The 19,343-nt window shown below is 50.3% G+C and carries 16 protein-coding genes; 6 read left to right on the top strand and 10 right to left on the bottom strand.

Annotated features, from left to right (window positions below; genetic code table 11):
* The first annotated feature begins 56 nt into the window (after positions 1-56).
* Both ACFMKP_RS04905 and ACFMKP_RS04900 read left to right on the top strand, forming a co-directional pair.
* Complete coding sequence (locus ACFMKP_RS04905; RefSeq protein ID WP_382289592.1) at positions 57-860, top strand: amino acid ABC transporter permease; 804 nt, start codon at positions 57-59, stop codon at positions 858-860.
* Positions 850-1,608 carry an amino acid ABC transporter ATP-binding protein gene (locus ACFMKP_RS04900; protein ID WP_382289590.1) on the top strand — a complete coding sequence of 253 codons (759 nt, stop codon included), beginning with the start codon at positions 850-852 and terminating at the stop codon, positions 1,606-1,608. The genes ACFMKP_RS04905 and ACFMKP_RS04900 overlap by 11 nt, the downstream gene beginning before the upstream one ends.
* Here ACFMKP_RS04900 and ACFMKP_RS04895 read toward each other — a convergent pair.
* From ACFMKP_RS04895 to ACFMKP_RS04870, 6 genes are all read right to left on the bottom strand, one after another.
* The gene (locus tag ACFMKP_RS04895) at positions 1,605-1,913 is read right to left on the bottom strand and encodes a hypothetical protein (RefSeq protein WP_382289588.1); all 309 of its coding nucleotides are present in this window, start codon (positions 1,911-1,913) and stop codon (positions 1,605-1,607) included. The two genes, ACFMKP_RS04900 and ACFMKP_RS04895, sit on opposite strands and share 4 nt — an antisense overlap.
* On the bottom strand, positions 1,913-2,419 hold the full coding sequence (locus tag ACFMKP_RS04890) for a hypothetical protein (RefSeq protein ID WP_382289586.1): 507 nt from the start codon (positions 2,417-2,419) through the stop codon (positions 1,913-1,915). Before ACFMKP_RS04890 ends, ACFMKP_RS04895 begins: the two co-directional genes overlap by 1 nt.
* Before the next feature lie 3 nt (positions 2,420-2,422).
* Complete coding sequence (locus tag ACFMKP_RS04885) at positions 2,423-2,554, bottom strand: hypothetical protein (protein ID WP_382289584.1); 132 nt, start codon at positions 2,552-2,554, stop codon at positions 2,423-2,425.
* A complete protein-coding gene (locus ACFMKP_RS04880; RefSeq protein ID WP_382289583.1) occupies positions 2,551-3,651 on the bottom strand; it encodes a M24 family metallopeptidase in 1,101 nt (366 codons plus the stop codon). The genes ACFMKP_RS04885 and ACFMKP_RS04880 overlap by 4 nt, the downstream gene beginning before the upstream one ends.
* Positions 3,652-3,707: 56 nt before the next feature.
* Positions 3,708-4,568: a class I SAM-dependent methyltransferase gene (locus ACFMKP_RS04875; protein ID WP_382289581.1), complete on the bottom strand. Its 861-nt coding sequence runs from the start codon at positions 4,566-4,568 to the stop codon at positions 3,708-3,710.
* Positions 4,569-4,994: 426 nt separating this feature from the next.
* On the bottom strand, positions 4,995-6,560 hold the full coding sequence (locus ACFMKP_RS04870) for a glycosyl hydrolase family 18 protein (RefSeq protein WP_382289579.1): 1,566 nt from the start codon (positions 6,558-6,560) through the stop codon (positions 4,995-4,997).
* 610 nt (positions 6,561-7,170) lie between these two features.
* Here ACFMKP_RS04870 and ACFMKP_RS04865 point away from each other — a divergent pair.
* Positions 7,171-7,617, top strand: coding sequence for a response regulator transcription factor (locus ACFMKP_RS04865; protein WP_204757048.1), 447 nt, complete (start codon positions 7,171-7,173; stop codon positions 7,615-7,617).
* Positions 7,618-7,657: 40 nt separating this feature from the next.
* Here ACFMKP_RS04865 and ACFMKP_RS04860 read toward each other — a convergent pair whose 3' ends face one another.
* Complete coding sequence (locus ACFMKP_RS04860) at positions 7,658-9,472, bottom strand: ABC transporter ATP-binding protein (RefSeq protein WP_382289576.1); 1,815 nt, start codon at positions 9,470-9,472, stop codon at positions 7,658-7,660.
* Positions 9,473-10,060: 588 nt separating this feature from the next.
* Here ACFMKP_RS04860 and ACFMKP_RS04855 point away from each other — a divergent pair.
* The 3 genes from ACFMKP_RS04855 (at position 10,061) to thrS (ending at position 12,981) form a co-directional block, all read left to right on the top strand.
* Positions 10,061-10,669: a hypothetical protein gene (locus ACFMKP_RS04855; protein WP_382289574.1), complete on the top strand. Its 609-nt coding sequence runs from the start codon at positions 10,061-10,063 to the stop codon at positions 10,667-10,669.
* Positions 10,670-10,851: 182 nt separating this feature from the next.
* Positions 10,852-11,076, top strand: coding sequence for a hypothetical protein (locus ACFMKP_RS04850; RefSeq protein WP_382289573.1), 225 nt, complete (start codon positions 10,852-10,854; stop codon positions 11,074-11,076).
* Positions 11,077-11,166: 90 nt separating this feature from the next.
* Entirely contained in the window at positions 11,167-12,981 is a 1,815-nt protein-coding gene (thrS, locus tag ACFMKP_RS04845) for a threonine--tRNA ligase (RefSeq protein WP_382289571.1), read from the top strand.
* A gap of 120 nt (positions 12,982-13,101) precedes the next feature.
* Here thrS and ACFMKP_RS04840 read toward each other — a convergent pair whose 3' ends face one another.
* From ACFMKP_RS04840 to ACFMKP_RS04830, 3 genes are all read right to left on the bottom strand, one after another.
* The gene (locus ACFMKP_RS04840; RefSeq protein ID WP_382289569.1) at positions 13,102-16,578 is read right to left on the bottom strand and encodes a S8 family serine peptidase; all 3,477 of its coding nucleotides are present in this window, start codon (positions 16,576-16,578) and stop codon (positions 13,102-13,104) included.
* Between the two features lie 271 nt (positions 16,579-16,849).
* Entirely contained in the window at positions 16,850-17,782 is a 933-nt protein-coding gene (locus ACFMKP_RS04835; protein ID WP_382289567.1) for an aldo/keto reductase, read from the bottom strand.
* A gap of 158 nt (positions 17,783-17,940) precedes the next feature.
* Positions 17,941-19,116, bottom strand: coding sequence for a phosphopentomutase (locus tag ACFMKP_RS04830; protein WP_382289565.1), 1,176 nt, complete (start codon positions 19,114-19,116; stop codon positions 17,941-17,943).
* Positions 19,117-19,343 lie beyond the last annotated feature (227 nt).

The following is a 19,343-nucleotide window of genomic DNA, read 5'->3' as shown; positions in this document are numbered from 1 at the left end:
GCAAGCTGCACCACTGAGTTATTCCATCCTCGCCTCTGGATCAACAAGGAGTCCGAATGGCTGCTGACCTTCCGCCTTCAACCTCGCTGCAACCCCCAACCAACAAACGCTTTAATTGGCGCACATTTCCCTGGTGGCTGGTCGCAATTGGCATGATCATCGCCTACATGGGCTTTCGAATTATCAGCGACCCTGCATACACCAGCATCTTTGAAGCGATTCTGACCGGACTTGGCACGACCTTGATGGTTACAGGTATTTCATTTATTTGTGCCTTAATCTTGGGTTTGTTGCTGGGGCTGGGGCGGGTTTCGCGCAATGTTCTGCTACGCAACATCTCAATTGGCTACATCGAATTTATTCGTGGCGTGCCGATTTTGGTGCTGATCTTTACAATCTCGTTTGCGGTTGTGCCAGCCTTATCCAAAGGTATGGGGCTTGATCCTAGTAAAATCTCGCTGATTGCACGGGCAATTATTGCGCTGGTGTTGATTTACGCGGCCTATATTGCCGAAATTTTTCGCGCAGGCATCGAATCGATCAGTCGCGGCCAGATGGAAGCTGCGCGATCATTGGGTTTGACCCATGCCCAAGCCATGCGTTATGTCATCTTACCACAGGCCTTTCGGAATGTGCTGCCAGCCTTGGGCAACGATTTAATCGCCATTCTCAAAGATTCGTCGTTGGTTTCGGTTCTGGGCGTGCGCGAAATTACCCAAGTTTCACGGCTTTCGGTTAGTTCGTCGTTTAAATACGAAGAAACCTATTTTATTTTGACCGCCTTCTATTTGACCATGACTTTAGTGCTGTCATTGCTGCTGCAATGGTTGCAACGAAAGATGAGCAGCAATGTCCACTAAACTTGCCACTGCCAACCAACCAATGATCAGCATCAGCAATGTTAGCAAGTTTTTTGGCGATTTTCGCGCCTTAGACGATGTGAGCCTCACGGTTGATCGCGGCGAAGTGTTGATGATCGTCGGGCCTTCTGGCTCGGGCAAATCGACCTTACTGCGCTGTATCAACCACCTCGAAGTGCCCGACGCGGGCGAAATTATTATCGATGGCAAGCACGTCAAGCCGCAAGAACGCGAGTTGAATGCCATTCGCGCCGAAGTGGGCATGGTGTTTCAGCGCTTCGAGTTGTTTCCGCATCTCACGGTATTGGAAAATATCTGCTTGGCGCAGCAAAAAGTGCGCAAAAGCTCACGCAGCGAAAGCGAAAAGGTTGCCCGTGGCTTGCTCGAAAAAGTCGGCATCCCCGAGCAAGCCAACAAATATCCACCCAAGCTTTCTGGCGGCCAACAACAGCGCGTTGCGATTGCCCGATCGTTGGCGATGCAACCCAAAGTCATCCTGTTTGATGAGCCGACCTCGGCCCTCGACCCAGAGATGATCAACGAAGTGCTCGATGTGATGCTGACCCTTGCCCGCGAAGGCATGACAATGGTGGTGGTGTCGCACGAAATGGGGTTTGCGCGCAAAGCAGCGCATCAAGTAGTCTTTATGGATGGCGGTACGATTGTTGAGCAAGGCACACCTGAGCAAGTCTTTGGTGCGCCACAGCAAGAACGCACCAAACTGTTCTTATCGCGAATTTTGCACTAAACGCTGGCTAAGGCCAAAATCATGGCCCAAACCCCTAAGCCGCTAATTCCTAGCCAGCGATGCCAACGCGAGCTAGCGCGCCGCAAGGGAAATAAGGCCAGAATTGGGATGATTAAACTTGCCAACCACCAGCGTTCCAGTTGATACCACCAAGCCCAAACTATGGCTGCACCAGTGCTAAGCCATGTGGCAAAAAAAAGCGCATGATGCAGCCAACGCCAACGCCCCAAGCGCAAGTGCAAATATTGCACGCTTGCACCAAGCGCCAAGGTACTACAATAGACCGCGCAGGCCAGATAGAGCATTATTTCAGTTGCTCGGCTACATCAGCGAGCGCTTTTTGCAAGCGATCAAGATAGCCGTTGAATGGGGCTTGGTTAAGGTCAATCGTAATCGGCACATTCAAATCGACCGCCACGCTGGTCGAAATAGCCACAGTTTGGTTGAAGCTAATCGGCACATTGGTCGAAACAGGAATCGTTACATCAATTGGCACGGGAATCGTCAATGAGCCAAAGCCAGTATCAACTGGCAAATCGATGGTATCTTTGATCTTCACCGAGGTATTGATGGGAATATTCAACGATTGATTGATTGGCACATCAAGCTTGATCGGCACAGTTTGATTAATCGGCACTTGATAGACCAATGGCTCACGACGTGCTTCATCAAGCGCAGTTTGTAATTGGCTTAGTTGTTGGCTAGCAGTTGAGCGCACCTGAAATAGCGTGCTAATTGTCCAAACATGCAGCGCCAACGAACCAATAACCAATAAAACTAATGTCCATAATGAAACACGTCGTTTTTGCATATGCTACTTTCTAGTGGCAGAACGTCGCCGCCACCACCAAATACCCAGAATCCCCACCAGATTGCCCACGCCAAGCGCCAGAATCATAACCCACAGCGGTGGATCTTGGGCAACAGTTTGTGCCAGCACGATCATTTAACAATCAGCTCCCGTGGAAAGTTGGTCAAACATTCTGCGCCATTGGCGGTTAACAGCACATCATCTTCAATCCGCACGCCGCCAATTCCGGCAACATAGGTGCCAGGCTCAACTGTAAAGACCGTGCCGATTGGCAAGGCCACGGTGTTGGTGCTGGCGATATAGGGCGGTTCGTGAATTTCCATACCCAAGCCATGGCCAGTACGATGGATAAAGTAGCGGCCTAATTCTGCATCTTCAACCACTTGGCGCGCCAAGCGATCGACCTGTGCACCGCTCATGCCTGGTTTGGCTCCAGCGCAGGCAGCGCGATTAGCAGCCAAAACCGTATCATAGAGCATGCGTTGTTGCTCTGTTGGGTCGCCAACGCTCACCGTACGCGTAATATCCGAGCAATAGCCGCGATACAAAGCCCCGCCATCGAGAATCACCAGATCGCCAGTTTGAATTTGGCGCTCGCCTGTGGTGTGATGCGGATTAGCACTATTTGGGCCACTCGCTACAATTGTGGCAAACGATGGGCCTTCGCCACCAGCAGCCTGCATTGCTTCTTCCCAAATACGGGCAATTTCGCGTTCGGTGCGGCCCGGCTGAATCGCCTCGATCGCGGTTTTTAGCCCAGCTTCAACAATGCGCACGGCCTCGCGCATCAGCTCAATTTCGTCGCTGCCTTTTTGCATGCGCAAGCTGGCAATCGCCGCGCTAGCATCAATGCTATGAATTCCGGCAACTTCTTCTAAGGCGCGCAATTCCAGCACCCGCATGGTTGTGTATTCTACGCCAACCGTGCGGCCAATCAAGCCAGCGGCAGCGTTGCGCAAGGCATTCATCGGGCCTTCATCATCGCTCCATGGAAACCAACGCACTGCAATCTCGCCGCTATATTCGGCCAAGGCGCGTGGTTGCTCTAAGGCTGGCAACACAATATGAATGCTCTGGGCATCGGCAGCAATTAACGCCAAAGCCAAACGCTCGCTTAAATGCAAGCTCAAGCCAGTAAAATACTGTAAATTAGCCCCAGGCATCAGCACCACATAATCCATCCCTTGTGGGCGGGCAGCGCTGGCCAACCGTCGAATTCGGACACCACTCATAATCCAAACCTCCACCAAGATAGAATATGCTCAGTATAGCACTCTCACTCAAGCATTTAGGCAGGCTTACGGCCTAGTGCGAGCAACTCCAAGTGGTTTGAATAGAAGCTTGCTTGGTTGAACATGCTGTCAGGATGCCTGGGGTCAATCAAGGTTTCAACGTGGGCAAGCATGGTTGGCTCAAGCTGAGAATCAACATGTTGTAGCAAATCTACTAAATAGTGGTGCATAAAAGTTTGTTCATCAACGCTCAATGGATATTGGTGATCGATAGTATAGGAACGCATTGCGCATTCGCTCAGGCCAGCATCGGTAAAATAGCCCAGCAAATTGCGTCCAAGCTCATATTTTTGCAGCTTAATCGGCTCATCGGCAATATCGGCCAATTGAGCATTGCGAATCGCTAGCTCAATCTCCGGCGGCCATGGCAACACATGATGATGCATCGTATCGTTTTCCAGAATTGCCACCCAGCCACCAGCCTTGGTTACTCTCGTCAACTCGGCGATTGCTGCTTGCGGCTCGGGCAAGCTATACAAACTATGCGCACACCAAACCAGATCAAAATGATCATCAGCCCATGGCAATTGGCGAATATCAACCTGCTCAAAGCTAACCCGATCAGCAAACTTCGTCGCACCAAGCGCGTTTTGGGCCAAATTTAAATAGGCTGGCGATGAATCGGCGGCAATAACCTTGCCACTCGTGCCAACCCGTTGGGCCAGCAAGGCAGAATAAAAACCATCGCCACTGCCGAGATCCAGCACCACCATACCTTCATTTAACGGCAACGAATCGATAATCGCAACCAACGAAACTGCACACGCTCGATGAAATGCTTGCAACATTGGGGCATACGCAGGTAATTCATCATCACCAAGCGCAGCTTCATTGCCAAATGCATGCTCTGCGGCCATCACACCACTCCTTGCCAGCTACAAAATGCTAGGCTTGGTAAATCAAGAAGCATACCGCAAATTATAAAGTCCCCTCACCCCCCAGCCCCCTCTCCCACTGAACGCGGGCGAGGGGGAGCCGACCATTTTTACCACAAATTGCGGGAGAACCAGAGATTTAAAGCCCCTCGCCCGCGCCACGGGCGAGGGGTTAGGGTGAGGGAATCTTAACAACCGACCCTTGGAAGCCATCCCCCGCTCCCACTGAACGCGGGCGAGGGGGAGCCGACCATTTTTACCACAAATTGCGGGAGAACCAGAGATTTAAAGCCCCTCGCCCGCGCCACGGGCGAGGGGTTGGGGTGAGGGAATCTTATCTTCTAAAAAACCAAATGACGCAAGCATTGCTGCCTGCGCCATTCAGCCTCACCGATATGAGTTTGAAACCTAGCGACCTTGGTAGAGGGCGTTGATCAATTCGCCATCAGTGGTGTCGCCGCTCAATTCCCAGAACATCGTGCCGCCAAGACCTTTTGCTTTCACATAGTCGGTCTTGACTTTCATAATCGCTGGGTCATCGTAGGTCCAGAATTGGCCGTTGCCATAGAGCCAAGCAGCGCCAGCAGCGCTATTTGAGTAGCGGGTCAAGCCTTTGGTTTTAAGCACTTTGTAATCTTCGATGCCTGCTTCGTAGGTGGCTGGAGCAGCCGAGCCAGGTTGGAACAAGCCATTGTTGGTGCTTGGCACATTTTGCCAGCCACGACCGTAGAATGGTACGCCAACCACAACTTTATTTGCTGGAGTTCCACCGTTCAACCAAGCGTTTACACCTGCATCAACCGAGTAGATTGGGCCGGGATCGCCAGCGATTGAGTACAAGTTTGATTGGAAGTTGGTGTTGGCTTCCCAAGCACCGTGCAAGTCGTAGGTCATAATGTTGATAAAATCGAGGTATTGGTGAATCTGGCCAACTTGAATCTTGGCGATTTTGGCTGGGTCTGCTGGCGCTGCAATCGTCAACAACAAGCCTGGGCGCACTGCGTTCAATTGGCTGCGGAATTCGCTCAACAAGGCGGTGAAGTTTTGGGTATCTTCTGGACGGAAGTTACAGGTGTTGCCACATGAACCTGGATATTCCCAGTCGATGTCGATGCCATCGAATACGCCAGCCCAACGTGAATCCTTGATGAACAAATCGATACATGATTTGACGAAGGCGGCGCGGTTTGCTGGCAACGCAGCATCCGAGAAGCCAGCCGACCACGTCCAACCACCCAACGAAATCATCACTTTCAAGTGGGGGAATTCGGCTTTGAGCTTGCGCAATTGGCCGAAGCTGCCGCGCAATACGCCAGTATCCCAGGTGTCGGCTACGCCATCGACGCTTTCAGCAGCACTATAGGCTCGATCATAATCGGCGTAGGTATCACCCAATTGGCAGCGGCTGTTGACGACGTTGCCAAATGCGTAGTTGATGTGGGTCAACTTGGCAGCTGAACCGCTGGTTTTGATGTTGCGCACATGATAGTTGCGACCGTAGACTCCCCATTCGGCGAAGTAGCCGATGATTCGTTTGCCGCCGCCTGGAGTGGTGGTTGCAGTTGGCAACACAGGCGTTGCCGTTGCTGGCCGTGGGGTGGCGGTTGGGTTATTCGGCGTTGGCGTTGCGGTACCGGGCCGCGGTGTTGCGGTTGCAGGTCGCGGGGTGGCCGTCGCTGGGCGTGGGGTTGCGGTTGGGTTATTCGGCGTTGCGGTTGGATTGCTTGGTGAAACCGCGCGCCACAAGGCCGGAACATCAACCGGATTCCAATTGGGCAATGAAGTATGGGCTTGAATACATTCATATTCGCCACCAGCATAACTTACCCGATTACCAATCGCATAGGCGTGATTGTTGCCATCCCAGGCTGGGGCGGCAGCTTGAACTTTTTGCTGACTCAAGGCCATCAGCATAACAAGAACGGGGATTAAGATAAAGGCTAGAAACCGAAAACGACGATGGATCACATTCATAATCGTCACTCCTTCGTGCTTATCGAGAGTTCATCCGTCACGAGCGTTCCAAAATGCTAGCCAACACAGAGGGTTACTAAATAATTTCATTGGAATTACAAAGACTTTAACTGATTTTTAAACATTTGTCAAGAGTTTTAATTAACAAAATTTAAGCTCCTACGCTCAGCGCGGCCATGCTGTTGGTAGGCAGTTTGGGCTAAACTTCGGTTAGGCAATCAGGGTGAATCGATCAGATCAATCAATTATCTGCATATATTCATAAAGTAATTATTTAAATTGATTAATAAATATCAATTAGCATGGCATTCATGCTAAAAATGTAAGTTTTTGTATCAAGTAAGCTATTTAGTTCAGTACGAATCAAAAAGTACTTTTTTGCAGCAGATTATCAATTAAATTGGGCTTGGGCTGAAGTGAGCTATGCTATAATCAAGTGCACTGAGAGCAGCATCGCCGCAAACAATCACCTTCTGCAATTCAAGCATCGAATTAATCAACGAAGTAGCCAATTTCTACCCTCGTGTGCCACTAAAGCCGCTAATGTAGTCAATTTGGTATATCAATATTCTAGGAATAGAATAATCTGGTCTGGAGCAAGGAGTCTGGCATGTTAGCCAATGTGTGTCTGGTGGAGAGTACCCGAGTTTTACAAATTATGGCCAAAACCCAATTTCGCGGCGCAGAGCAATTATTAACCCAATTCAATTTATCAACTGCAATTAGCATTTGCAGCACCAGTTTTCAGCTGTTGCAATGGCTCGAATATCAACCGCAACACTATGCGCGCTTGATTTTGATTGATCAACGCTTGGCTGATGGCGTGGGGATTGCCGAGCTAATGCCGCAAATTCGTTCGGAGCATTTCAAGCATCGCGCCTTGGCCGACGATGCCAAAATTATTGGCTGGAGCCGTGATGAGCAAGCCCAAGCATTGTTCTATCAGGCTGGGCTTGATGGTTTTATCTCCAAAAATCGCCAATCACATCAATTGATTCGCGATATTGTGACGGTATTTGCCAATCAGACCGAACAGCCGTGGCTCCAACTCACTTAAACAATTGCGCCACCAGCAGCAACTGGTGGCGCATTGGATTTTAGGCCAAAACTGCTTGCTCAATTGGCGGCAACGAGCTTTCATAGCGGGCAAAGATCCGGCGATAATGGTTGGAGGTACGCAGCAAGTGTTCGTGATCGCCTGCTGCCACAATCCGCCCACCATCGAGCACCAGAATCACATCGGCCCAGCGAATTTGTGAAAGCCGATGGGTAATCAGCAAGGTGGTGCGGCCACGTTGGGCTTCGCGAATTGCACGTTGAATTTGATCTTCAGTCGCGCTATCGATAGCGCTGGTCGAATCATCCAAAATCAAAATCCGTGGATTGCTCAAGAAGGCACGGGCCAAGGCAATCCGTTGGCGCTGACCACCAGAGAGGGTTACGCCGCGCTCGCCAATTTCGGTATCGTAGCCATTGACAAACGAGCTAATAAAATCGTGCGCTTGGGCGGCCTTGGCGGCTTCGATAATTTGCTCGCGGGTGGCGTTGGGCGCACCAAAAGCAATATTCTCGCCAATTGTGCGCGAAAACAAGAACACATCTTGCTCGATTTTGGAGATTTGCGAGCGCAAGGTATCGAGATTCCACTCGCGGACATCAATTCCATCAATTAATACGCGACCTGCTTGCACATCGTAGGTGCGGTTGACCAATTGGGTCAAGGCGCTTTTGCCCGAGCCAGTTTGGCCGACGATTGCCACGGTTTGGCCTGGCTTTACGCTGAACGAAACATCATGCAAAATTGGCTGGGCTTCGTAGCCAAATTGGACGTGATCGAAGCGTAATTCGCCTTTGAGCGTTGCTTGATGACCTTGCAGATTTTCGTCAAGCTCAGTTTCTTCCTTGATAACGCTCAAAATCCGGCCTGCGCTGGCAATACCTGTTTGAACCAAGGTAAAAGCAAACAACGAGATGAAGGTTGGGAAGCGCAACAAGCCAATCAAGCTCATCACCGCAATAATATCGGCGATGGTGATCCGACTTTGATCAAACAAAATCATCGAGTGCAAGAAGGTTAAGCCGAAGGTAATGCCAAACAGCAACAATGGAATATAGCGGGCTTCAATGCGCCCTTGTTGGACAAATAAATCGCGAAAACCACGGGCATGGCGGCGATATTTAAGCCGTTCAAAGCCTTCGCGGGCGCTGGCCTTGACCACTTCAATCCCTGAGATAGTTTCTTCGAGGCCAGCATTGAGCTTGCCAAATTGCTCACGCTGCTCAGCAATAACCGGATTTAAGCGTCGCACATAGCGCCGAACCGCGATGATATAACAGGCCACAAAACCTAGGGGAACTAAGAGTAATTCAACGTTGATAAAGCCTACATATGCCAATGGAACCACAATTCCCAAGATGCTTTCAAAAATCATGGTACTGCCAGGCACAATCATGCTGGCAAGTTGGCTGGTATCGTCGGTAGCGCGGGCCATCAAATCGCCGACGCGTTGGCGGTCGTGGTAGGCTTGGCTTTTGCCCAACAGACTGGTATATAACTCTTCGCGCGCATCGGCCTCAAAGCGGGCAGCAATTGTTTCGCCGGCTAAACTGCCAAACCACAAAGAAAAACCATCAGCGACTAAAAGGGCCAAAATAATTAGCGACATTCTTAATAATAGCGCAGCGTCGAAGGGGAGAGGCAATCCCTCAGCATCGAAGGATACTTTAAACAAACCCGCAACATCGCCGATGACCACCCGTGCTTGCGAGTAGGTTACCCACGAACCAAGAAAACAGAGTAACACCACACAGGCTAAAAACCAGTAGCGCCAAACATGGGCTATAATCCAGCGAATTGGGCTACTGCGTGGGTAGCTATATTCATGTTCAACCGAAAATTCACGTTTGGCCATTAGGTACTCCCAGATTTAGCACACAGTGGCGTAGTTTGGCCACCAATCTCGCCATCTATTGACTGTATCGAATCCAACACATTAGAGCTAGCAGCTAGCTTAACCGAGTTTGGCCACGCTGAGATCGGTCTATCTACTGATTCGCTCGTTGTTTGGAGAAAAATGCGGCATCTGATTGGAGTAGTAGCCATTGGAGGTGTTGATTAGTGAGTAATTTGGGCTGTGACGTTAAGATTTTGCTCATTCGCAGGGCTGATTGACGAAGAGTGCTAAGGTATGGTAGCATCTAGCACAATTGAATAGCCGAACAGTGATGATGCCATGTTGTTTGGGTAACACCATCAGGGAAGCAGCGCCATAGATTGCGAGCGTTGCTGGCACGCCACCAAACAATACCCCCTCTGAGTTCATCGCCGAACGCCCTTGGCTAGTAGATCGATGCGTTTTGTCCCCGCTACCGGACAACTTAAGCAAATTAGCGCTTGCTAATTTGGAAATTAGGTGGAACCACGAGGTTTATGTTTGCCTTCGTCCTATGTATGTGCAGGACGGGGCATTTTTGTTTAACCGCGCCACAGGAGGTTTCGTATGGGTTATGGCTATGGCTATGCACCACCACCGCCACCACGCCGCCGCCGCGGTTGTCTGTTTGGTTGCTTAACAACCTTGACGGTGCTGGTTTTTTTGGTCTTAGGTGGCTTGTTGGGAGTCTATTTCTATTTGCGACCCATGCTCAGCGAGCAAGCAGGCAACACCTTGGGCGGCCAACTCGAACAGCAAATTGATCGCAAGCTCGATGAACAACTTGGCGGCCCCAACAGCGAAATTCCTGCTGGCTTCCAAGGCACCGTCCAAGTGACCGATAGCGAAATTAACCAATTTTTGCAGGCCAATCCTAATGAAATTAGCCCCTTGGATAGTGCGACGGTGCGCTTTACGCCAGGCCGTTTGGGCGCAACCGTTGGAGCCTATGGCATAACTGGCACGGCAACCGCTGGAGTCCAAGTAACCGCCGATGGTCGGGTTGATGTCGTTGATGCGCAAATTGATGGCGCACTTGGCTTTTTGCTTGACCCTGAGCAACTTTCACAAACCTTAGAAGCCAAGCTCAATAATCAACTTGCCGCCAATGGCCAACGAATTACCGCAATCGAAGTAAGCGATGGCGTATTGACCGCCACCGTTGAAGCACAATAACACCAAGGTGAAGGATGAAGGATGAATTATGAGGGATGAAAATATGGCTGATCCGCAAAAGATTTTGGATCTAGCAAAAATTTTTTCATCCTTCATCCTTCATCCTTCATAATTTCAGAAGGGGGTGATCGTTCTGGACGAAAGTGATACTGCCACCATCAATCACTTAAAGGAGCAGAACTATGTTGGAATACTTAATTGCCTATGCCCCGGTTCAGGGCGACGCTCCCTGTGCCGCCGAGGCTCGTGAATGGTCGGATCGGGCGGCGATGGAAGCCGAACTCCAAGCCGAGGGCTGGCACCTGATCGAAAGCGCTGAATATCGCGCTGCAATGCTCAAATTAGTCTATCAACGCGATTTGGCGCAACGCCCAGAAGCCCCGCGCCATCTCATGCCATGTTGGTAATGTTTAAATTATGAATTATGAAATTTAAGTGCTTGCTAAGACCTGACTATTTCATCCTTCATCCTTCATACTTTTTCTAGGAGTTTCCCAATGCCACCAGTAAACCCAGATAATGATCCACTGTATCGCTTGCGCCACTCGACGGCGCACGTGTTGGCCCAAGCTGTGCTTGAAATTTTCCCTGAGGGCAAAATTGCGATCGGCCCACCAGTTGAAAATGGCTTTTATTATGATTTTGATTTGCCACGGCCATTAACGCCCGATGATCTCAAAGACATCGAAGCTAAAATGCGCAAAATCATCAAGGCCAAACATCGCTTTGCCTATCGTGAAGTTTCAGCAGACGAAGCCCGCGAATTATTCAAAGACCAACCCTACAAGCTCGAATTGATCGCTGGCTTGGCAAAAGGCGAAGACGAATATGGCGAAAAAGCTGTCGCCGCCGACACGATTATCTCAACCTATAAACATGATTCGTTCGAAGATTTATGTAAAGGCCCACATGTCGAAAGCCTGAGCGAAATTCCGCCTAATGGCTTTAAGTTGTTGCGGGTTTCAGGTGCATATTGGCGTGGCGATGAAAAACGCCCAATGTTACAACGCATCTATGGCACGGTTTGGCCTTCGAAAGAAGAGCTTGATCATTACTTGTGGCAGCAAGAAGAAGCCAAAAAACGCGATCACCGCAAGCTTGGCCGTGAGTTGGGCTTATTTACCTTCTCGCAAAAAGTTGGTGCTGGCTTGCCATTGTGGCTGCCCAAGGGTGCAATTCTGCGTGATGTACTTGAGCGCTTTTTGCGCCAGGCTCAAATCGACCGTGGCTATTTACCAGTCGTCACGCCACATATGGGCAAAATCGATCTTTACAAAACGAGCGGGCACTGGTACACCTATCGCGATGGCATTTTCCCTCCAATGAGCGAAATTGCCAATGACGACCCTGAAAATCCCGAGGGCGAAATTTATCTGCTCAAGCCGATGAACTGCCCCCATCACATTGAAATTTATGCCAGCGAACCACGTTCGTATCGTGATTTGCCCTTGCGCTTGGCTGAGTTTGGCACGGTCTATCGCTACGAGCATAGCGGCGAATTGACGGGCTTGCTGCGAGTCCGCTCGTTCACGGTCGACGATTCGCACTTGTTTGTCACGCCTGACCAACTTGAAGCAGAGTTTTTGAAAGTCGTTGATTTGATTCTGTTTGTGTTTGGCACGATGGGCTTGAAAGACTTCCAAGCGCGGGTTGGTTTGCGCGAGGTGGGCAATCCCAAGTACATCGGCTCGGACGAAGTGTGGGAAAAAGCTCAAAACGCAATTATTAATGCTGCCGAAAAGAAGGGCTTGAATTATGTGGTCGTTGAGGGCGAAGCCGCATTCTACGGCCCCAAACTCGATTTCATCTTCCGCGACGTGCTGGGCCGCCAATGGCAACTTGGCACGGTGCAAGTCGACTACAACTTGCCAGAGCGCTTTGAAATTGAGTACACGGGCGAAGATGGCCAAAAACATCGGCCAATTATGATTCACCGTGCGCCATTTGGCTCGATTGAGCGTTTTGTAGGCACGTTGATCGAACAATATGCAGGTGCATTTCCGGTTTGGTTGGCTCCGGTTCAAGTCACGTTAGTGCCGATTACCGACCGCCATGTGGCCTACGCTGAGTCTGTGGCTGCCAAGTTGAATGCTCAAGGCTTGCGGGTTGAAGTTGATGCCAGCAACAACCGCATGAATGCTAAAATTCGCGATGCCCAAAAGCTGAAAATTCCGTATATGTTGGTGGTTGGCGATAAAGAAGAGGAAAATGGCGCTGTCGCGGTACGCCAACGCGCTGGCGGCGACCTCGGCTCAATCAGCGTCGATGAGTTTATTGCCCGCATCAAGGATGAAGTGGCGAACTATCAATAATTCGCTAAGCCCTGCGCTCATGGCTGATTGCAGGGCTTTTTTTATTTCAGGCATAAAAAAACCGCGAGGCGCTTGGTTCAAACCAAGCGCCTCGCGGAGTAATTGACCAACGTTCAAGCGTTAGTGTTTGCCAACCACTGGCAAGTAGACAGTGTGAGCTTCGCTGACTTGTTTGGTGACAATCGTCTTGTTGCCATAGCTATCGGTTACTTCCACCCGAACCGTGTAGGTCATGTCGGGGTCAGTATAGGTATGGCCAACTGGCGTGCCGGCTGGGGTCGTAACGATGGCTGAGCCATCGCCGAAGTCCCAGCGGTATTCGACTGGCACTGCATCGTACTCTGAGGTCAGCTCAACATCGAACATGGTTTGGGCACCACTTGGGGTGGTCAAAATCATGCCGGTTGCATCATCCCACAAGACTTTCAAGAAGGTTTCGAGCAACTCTTGACGGCTGGTAGTACCGCTCAAGTTGTTGACCCCTTCTAAGCCGAAGGTGGTGTAGATCGAGCGACCCAAATAACTGATACCTGGGTTTTCCAAGGTTGGTTGAGCGCGATGGTAGCGACCAGTCGTCGCTTCTTCTTCACCAGCGATCGAGAACAATGAGCGAATCAACTCATCGCGATTTGGATCGAAGTCAGTGCCATACAGCGACTCAAGGGCATCAACGCTGCGTTGGTTGCGAGCGCCGTCGCCCAAGCTCGCATTGATGTTGATTTCCATATCTTGGAATACTTCTGGCGCTTGGGTGGTAGCGGTCAATGGTTTGGTAACCGTAACCACGTTCGATGAGTTGATGTTAGGGCGCAGGAACTCACCACTCAACACACTGGCATAGAAGAATGATTCAGTGTCTGGGCTGGTTGAATTGAGCACTTGAGCCAAATTCTGACCCATCGCGATGATCGTCCCGCCGTTGTTGGCGTATTCGGTCAAGCGATCCATATCCAAGGCGGTCAATGGCGTAGCAACCGTAAACGCACCGTTGCGTTGATCGTAGTTACCAGTGAAATAGATAATCGCTTTATATGGATACAGTTGTTCAGCTGGTGGCAAGAAGGTGGTAACCGAGCCAGCCAAATTATCAACATCCAAGACTTGATAGCTCAAGCCAATTTCTTCCAGCGTTTCGGTGTAGTAGCTGGTTACATCGATATACTCTTCACCGAGTGATGAGCTACCGTCGTTATCAATCACCAACACATCAACATTAGCAGCAGGCTTGGTTACCCGTGCCCAAGCTGGCATGTGGGCATCGTGGGTTGGGCCATCAAGCACAATAAAGCCTTGATTATCGCCATAGCCACGGCCAGCCAAGCTGTTGAAGGTTACGGTGAATTGAGCGCTACCATTTGCTGGAACAGCGATCGTATTGGCAGCCAGCGTTACGCCAGCCATTGGGGTAATGTTGTTGAAACCACCACCAGTATATTGGGTGCTGATGTTATAGGTTTCGGCAACGTTGGTTGCGTTGGTGACCGTCACCAAAATTGATTTGGTCGTGCCGCTCAAAACTTGGCCGAAGCTCAAGCTTGGTGGGCTTAAGAAGACACCTGGGTTTGAGGCTTTGCTCAAATCGATCCGGCCAGCGCCCATATCCAATGGTTGGGCTGGTGAACCATCAGCGACTGTAATCCCAATGTACTTCGAAGTGCTCATCAAGGCCGATTTAATTTGGTCGTTGGTCCAGCTTGGGTGTGCTTGGCGTAACAAAGCTGCTGCACCAGCAACGTGAGGTGCTGCCATCGAGGTACCCGATGCAGTGCCATAGCCAAGGTGACGGGCTTCGCCAGTCGCGCCTGGGGTGTAGCCATGCGAAAGGATATTCACGCCAGGGGCGGTTACGTCAGGCTTCAAAACATCGCCAACGCCTGGGCCACGGCTGCTAAAGCCAGCAATTACGTCTGGGGTGCTTGCAGCGAGGTAGGTCGATGGGTTAATTTCAGCAACTGAACCAGCGCCATGTTGGTTGTACCAGTTGACCAAGCCAGTGCCTGGCGTAAAGCCAATCATAATTACTGGAATGGTTACTTGAGCACCAACAGCACCTGGGCTCATGTTGATCAAGGTATTGCCATTGGCAGCGTTGTTGTAAATTACGACAAAGCTTGCACCGGCGTTTTGGCCGTTCAGCGCTTTGACCCCGAATTCACAGCTACCGCGTTCGATCAAGGCAATTTTGCCAGTGAACGTCCCTGCTGGGAAGGCGTTACAGCCTAAGTTATTGGCTGGCTGAGCTACACCTGCTGGTAAATAGGGCAGGCTCACAAGTGAATTCACGGGAGCGCCAAAACCAGCAGCTGCAATCGGAATCGTTTGCAAGGTTGGCGAGATTGGGGTTGGTTGGGTTACATCCAAACGACCGGCAGCAAAGGTGCCTTGGGTCGTGCTAGCTGCTACCACAATATATTCATCTGATGGGTGATCTGAGGTGCCTTTGTTGGGGCCAGCATTGCCAGCCGACATTGACACAAAGATCCCAGCATTTGAGGTGTTGATCAAGGCAGTATCAAGGGCATCGAATTCGCCACCCAAGCTACCTGGGCCACCGCCCCATGAGTTGTTAACCACGTCGGCTTCGTCGGCCACAATATCTTCAAGGGCTTCAATCCCTTCAGCATTGTAGAACGAGCCAATGCCGTTGACGCTGGCATAAAACACCCGATAGCTCATGATCCATGCTTTTGGTGCTACGCCGCTCATTGATGGCAAGCTCAAACCGCTAAAGGTTGCGGTTACAACATCGCCAGCAGCAATCCCAGCGGTGTGCACACCGTGAGGCGTGCCATTTACACCTGGCCATGGATTTTGGTCGCCATTGGCTGGGCCGTCCCAATCACGGAAGTAAGCGCGTGAAGCAATGATTTTGCCGTTGTTATTTTGGGTCAAGCCCAAGCCATTGTCTGGATAGTCTTCTGGGTAGTCGTAGCCTACACCGCTGAACATTGGCGCATCTTTGTGCACGCCACCGTCCATCGAGGCAACTTTAATTCCAGCGCCAGCATTGCTGCGGCCCCCAATTTCAGCACTATTCCACAGGGCTGGCGAACCAATCAAGCTGTTGCTCAAGTGCAAATCTGCTTGTTGAGGCAAGTCAAGGTGCACAGCTTTGACGTTTGGCAATGAGGCCAAAATCTTACGGGCATCGTCACGTTTGGCATCGCCAACGTTCACGGTCATCCCGTTGAAGACCACGCTATAACGCAGTTCGTCTTTCGCGCCAAATTCATCAACGAAGGTTGAAACGCTTGAGCCTGGCAAGGCTTTGCTCATATCTGCTACAAAGAGGTTTTGTTCAGCCTCTAATTGCGCCAGATAGGCTTTGGCATCAGCAGCCTTAAGATTTAACCGTTGGTTGGCGGTACGAGCCTTATTGGTGCTTTTGCTCCAAGCAGCCAATGCAGGTGATTCCAACTCTACAATCAAGCGTGGCGAAGCTGTCACAGCCTCAGCAACACCATCGCTGGTTATAGGATTTGAATCAACTGTTACTGGAACTTTTTGCGCTGTTGTAGCGACTGGCTGTGCAAATAAGCTAATCACCAAGGTGAGTAAGCTGAAAATTACAGCCCAACGTGGAAGGAAACGATTCACCAGTCCTCCTTGTAGCGCTTTGCCAAACCCTACCAAATGACCGTGGTTAGCAGTGGAGTTACCTGTGGATATTTCATTGAGGTAGGCGGCGCTAAAAATGCAGATACCGAATATTATGCACTGATCTGTGGAGTTATGCAAATACGCTTAGCAACGCTCCTCCTAGCTCAAAACAGCGCTCCAAATAGATCAGCATAAGCAAGGGCGAAGCCACTAGTAATGCGGCTTCGACCTTAAAATCAACCATCACAAACTCTCAACTCAAACCAAGTTATTGGCCAGCTTGGTTCAAATAATCAACCGCAGCCGAGGTTAATTCGAGCTTGGCGGCCTTGATCAGATCGTTAACTTGATTAAGATTAGTGGCACTTGCAATTGGTGCAGTAATGCTTGGCCGCGCAATTTGCCATGCTAAGGCTACTTGGCCAGGGGTCGCCTGAAATTCAGCAGCAACCTCATCAAGCGCCTTAAGCATCGCCCACCCGCGGTCGTTCAGATATTTGCTCACCCCTGAACCACGGGCACTTTGGCCCAAGTCGGCTTCACTGCGATATTTACCAGTCAAAAAGCCCGATGCCAAGGTTGAATAGGGAATCACGCCCAAATCTGCTTGTTGACAAACTGCTTCTAAATTGCCTTCATAACGGTCACGATCATAGAGGTTATACAACGGTTGTAGGCTTTCGTAGCGGGGCAGATTATGCTGCTGGCTAATATCCAGCGCTGCTTGCAAGCGTTCAGCACTATAATTCGAAGCGCCAATCGCCCGAATTTTGCCTTGTTGAATCAGTTCACCAAACGCAGTTAGGGTTTCTTCCAACGGTGTTTCAGCATCATCAACATGAGCTTGATACAGATCAAGGTACTCGGTTTGCAGCCGTTGCAATGAGCCATCAATTGCTTTGGCAATATTGGCCTTCGATAGGCCTGTGCCAGCGCCAACTTTGCTCAAAATAAGCAGATCGTCGCGGCGCTGGCGTTGTTTAATCCATTCGCCAATGATGGTTTCCGATTCGCCACCCTTGTTGCCCTCGACCCATGCCGAATAGACATCAGCAGTGTCGATTGCATTCAGGCCTGCATCGACAAAGGCATCAAGCAAACGAAAGCTTTGCGCCCGATCAACCGTCCAGCCAAAAACATTGCCGCCAATTACAATCCGAGGAATCTGTAGTTCCGATTTGCCAAGTTGACGTAGTTGCATCAAAAAAATCCTTCCATACCCACAGCAATTGTTGCTGGATGCTTTCCTCATATGGTAGCACTAGAATATGCACTGAGCCATGCAGTTTGAGGCTTAATCAACAAAACCTACCCCTTTTCAGGATAGGTTTTGCTAGCTATCAATTAATAGCTAAAACGTTATTGCAGTTCAGCCAAGAAACTTGTGCCATGCAACGGAGCTTCCAAGCCAAAAATTTCAGCCAGCGTCGCCGCCAGATCGCTCAGGGTTTGGCGCGTACCTAAATTAACCGGTTTGCCTAAGGCTGGTCCAAACACCAACAGCGGCACATACTCGCGGCTATGGTTTGAGCCAGGCGTGGTTGGGTCAACACCATGATCAGCAGTAATCACCACTAAATCACCATCCTTGAGCTTGGCTTGAATTTCAGGCAAACGCTGATCAACCGCATGCAAGGCGTTGGCATAGCCAACTGGATCATTACGATGGCCATAGATCATATCAAACTCGATCAAATTGGCGAACAAAAGGCCTTCAAAATCTGCATCAAGGAATTCGATAATCGCTTCCAAGCTGGCAGCGTTATCAACGGTATGGTTTGAAACGCTAATGCCACGATTGCCAAAAATATCGTCAATTTTGCCAACTGAGTAGACACTTTTGCCCGCTGCTACCAATTTATCCAAAATTGTTGGCGTTTCTGGGGTTAGGGCATAATCGTGGCGGCGTGCAGTGCGTTTGAAATTTTCGGGGCTATCGCCAATAAATGGCCGTGCAATCACCCGCCCAACTGCATGCTCGCCCACCAACAGCGCACGGGCTGCTTCGCACATCGCATATAATTCGCTGGGCGCAATCACATCTTCATGGGCTGCAATCTGAAACACGCTATCTGCCGAGGTATAGACAATGGGCGCACCAGTTCGAATGTGCTCCATACCCAATTCTTCAAGAATTTCAGTACCCGAGGCCGATTTATTGCCAAGCACAGCGCGACCAATCTGTTGTTTAAAGGGTTCGATAATTTCAGCAGGAAAGCCATCGGGATAGACTGGAAACGGCGTTGCCAAGACAATCCCCATCATCTCCCAGTGGCCAGAAACCGTATCCTTGCCCTTGGATAAGGGCTGCATTTTGCCATAGCTACCCTGCGGCGCTGTTGGGCAAGCGACACCTTTGATTTCGCTGACGCAACCAAGCCCAAAGCTAGCCATCGTTGGTACGTTCAAGCCATTAACTGCTGCCGCTGTGTTGGCCAACGAGTGGCTGCCAACATCGCCATATTCAGCAGCGTCGGGCGCTTCGCCAATGCCCACGCCATCCAAAACAATCACGGTTACCCGTTTAATATCCATGAAAATGCTCCTTATAAACAGTAGATTGGCCAGCTTAACTATTAATGGTTGCTTATTTTAGCAAAAGATCGAAATGCAACACTTCGTCAATTCGTGTCGTTCGCGGCTTCAGACGATAGTTCGGGGTGCTTCCAAGGGTAGGTTTTAGATCCCCTCACCCTAACCCCTCTCCCGTGGCGCGGGCGAGGGGCTTAACATGGTGAATTTAGCATGATTTGTCGGAAATC

The sequence above is a fragment of the Herpetosiphon sp. NSE202 genome, assembly GCF_042688385.1.
Classification (GTDB): Bacteria; Chloroflexota; Chloroflexia; order Chloroflexales; family Herpetosiphonaceae; genus Herpetosiphon.
This window is presented reverse-complemented; position numbering and strand designations above follow the sequence as displayed.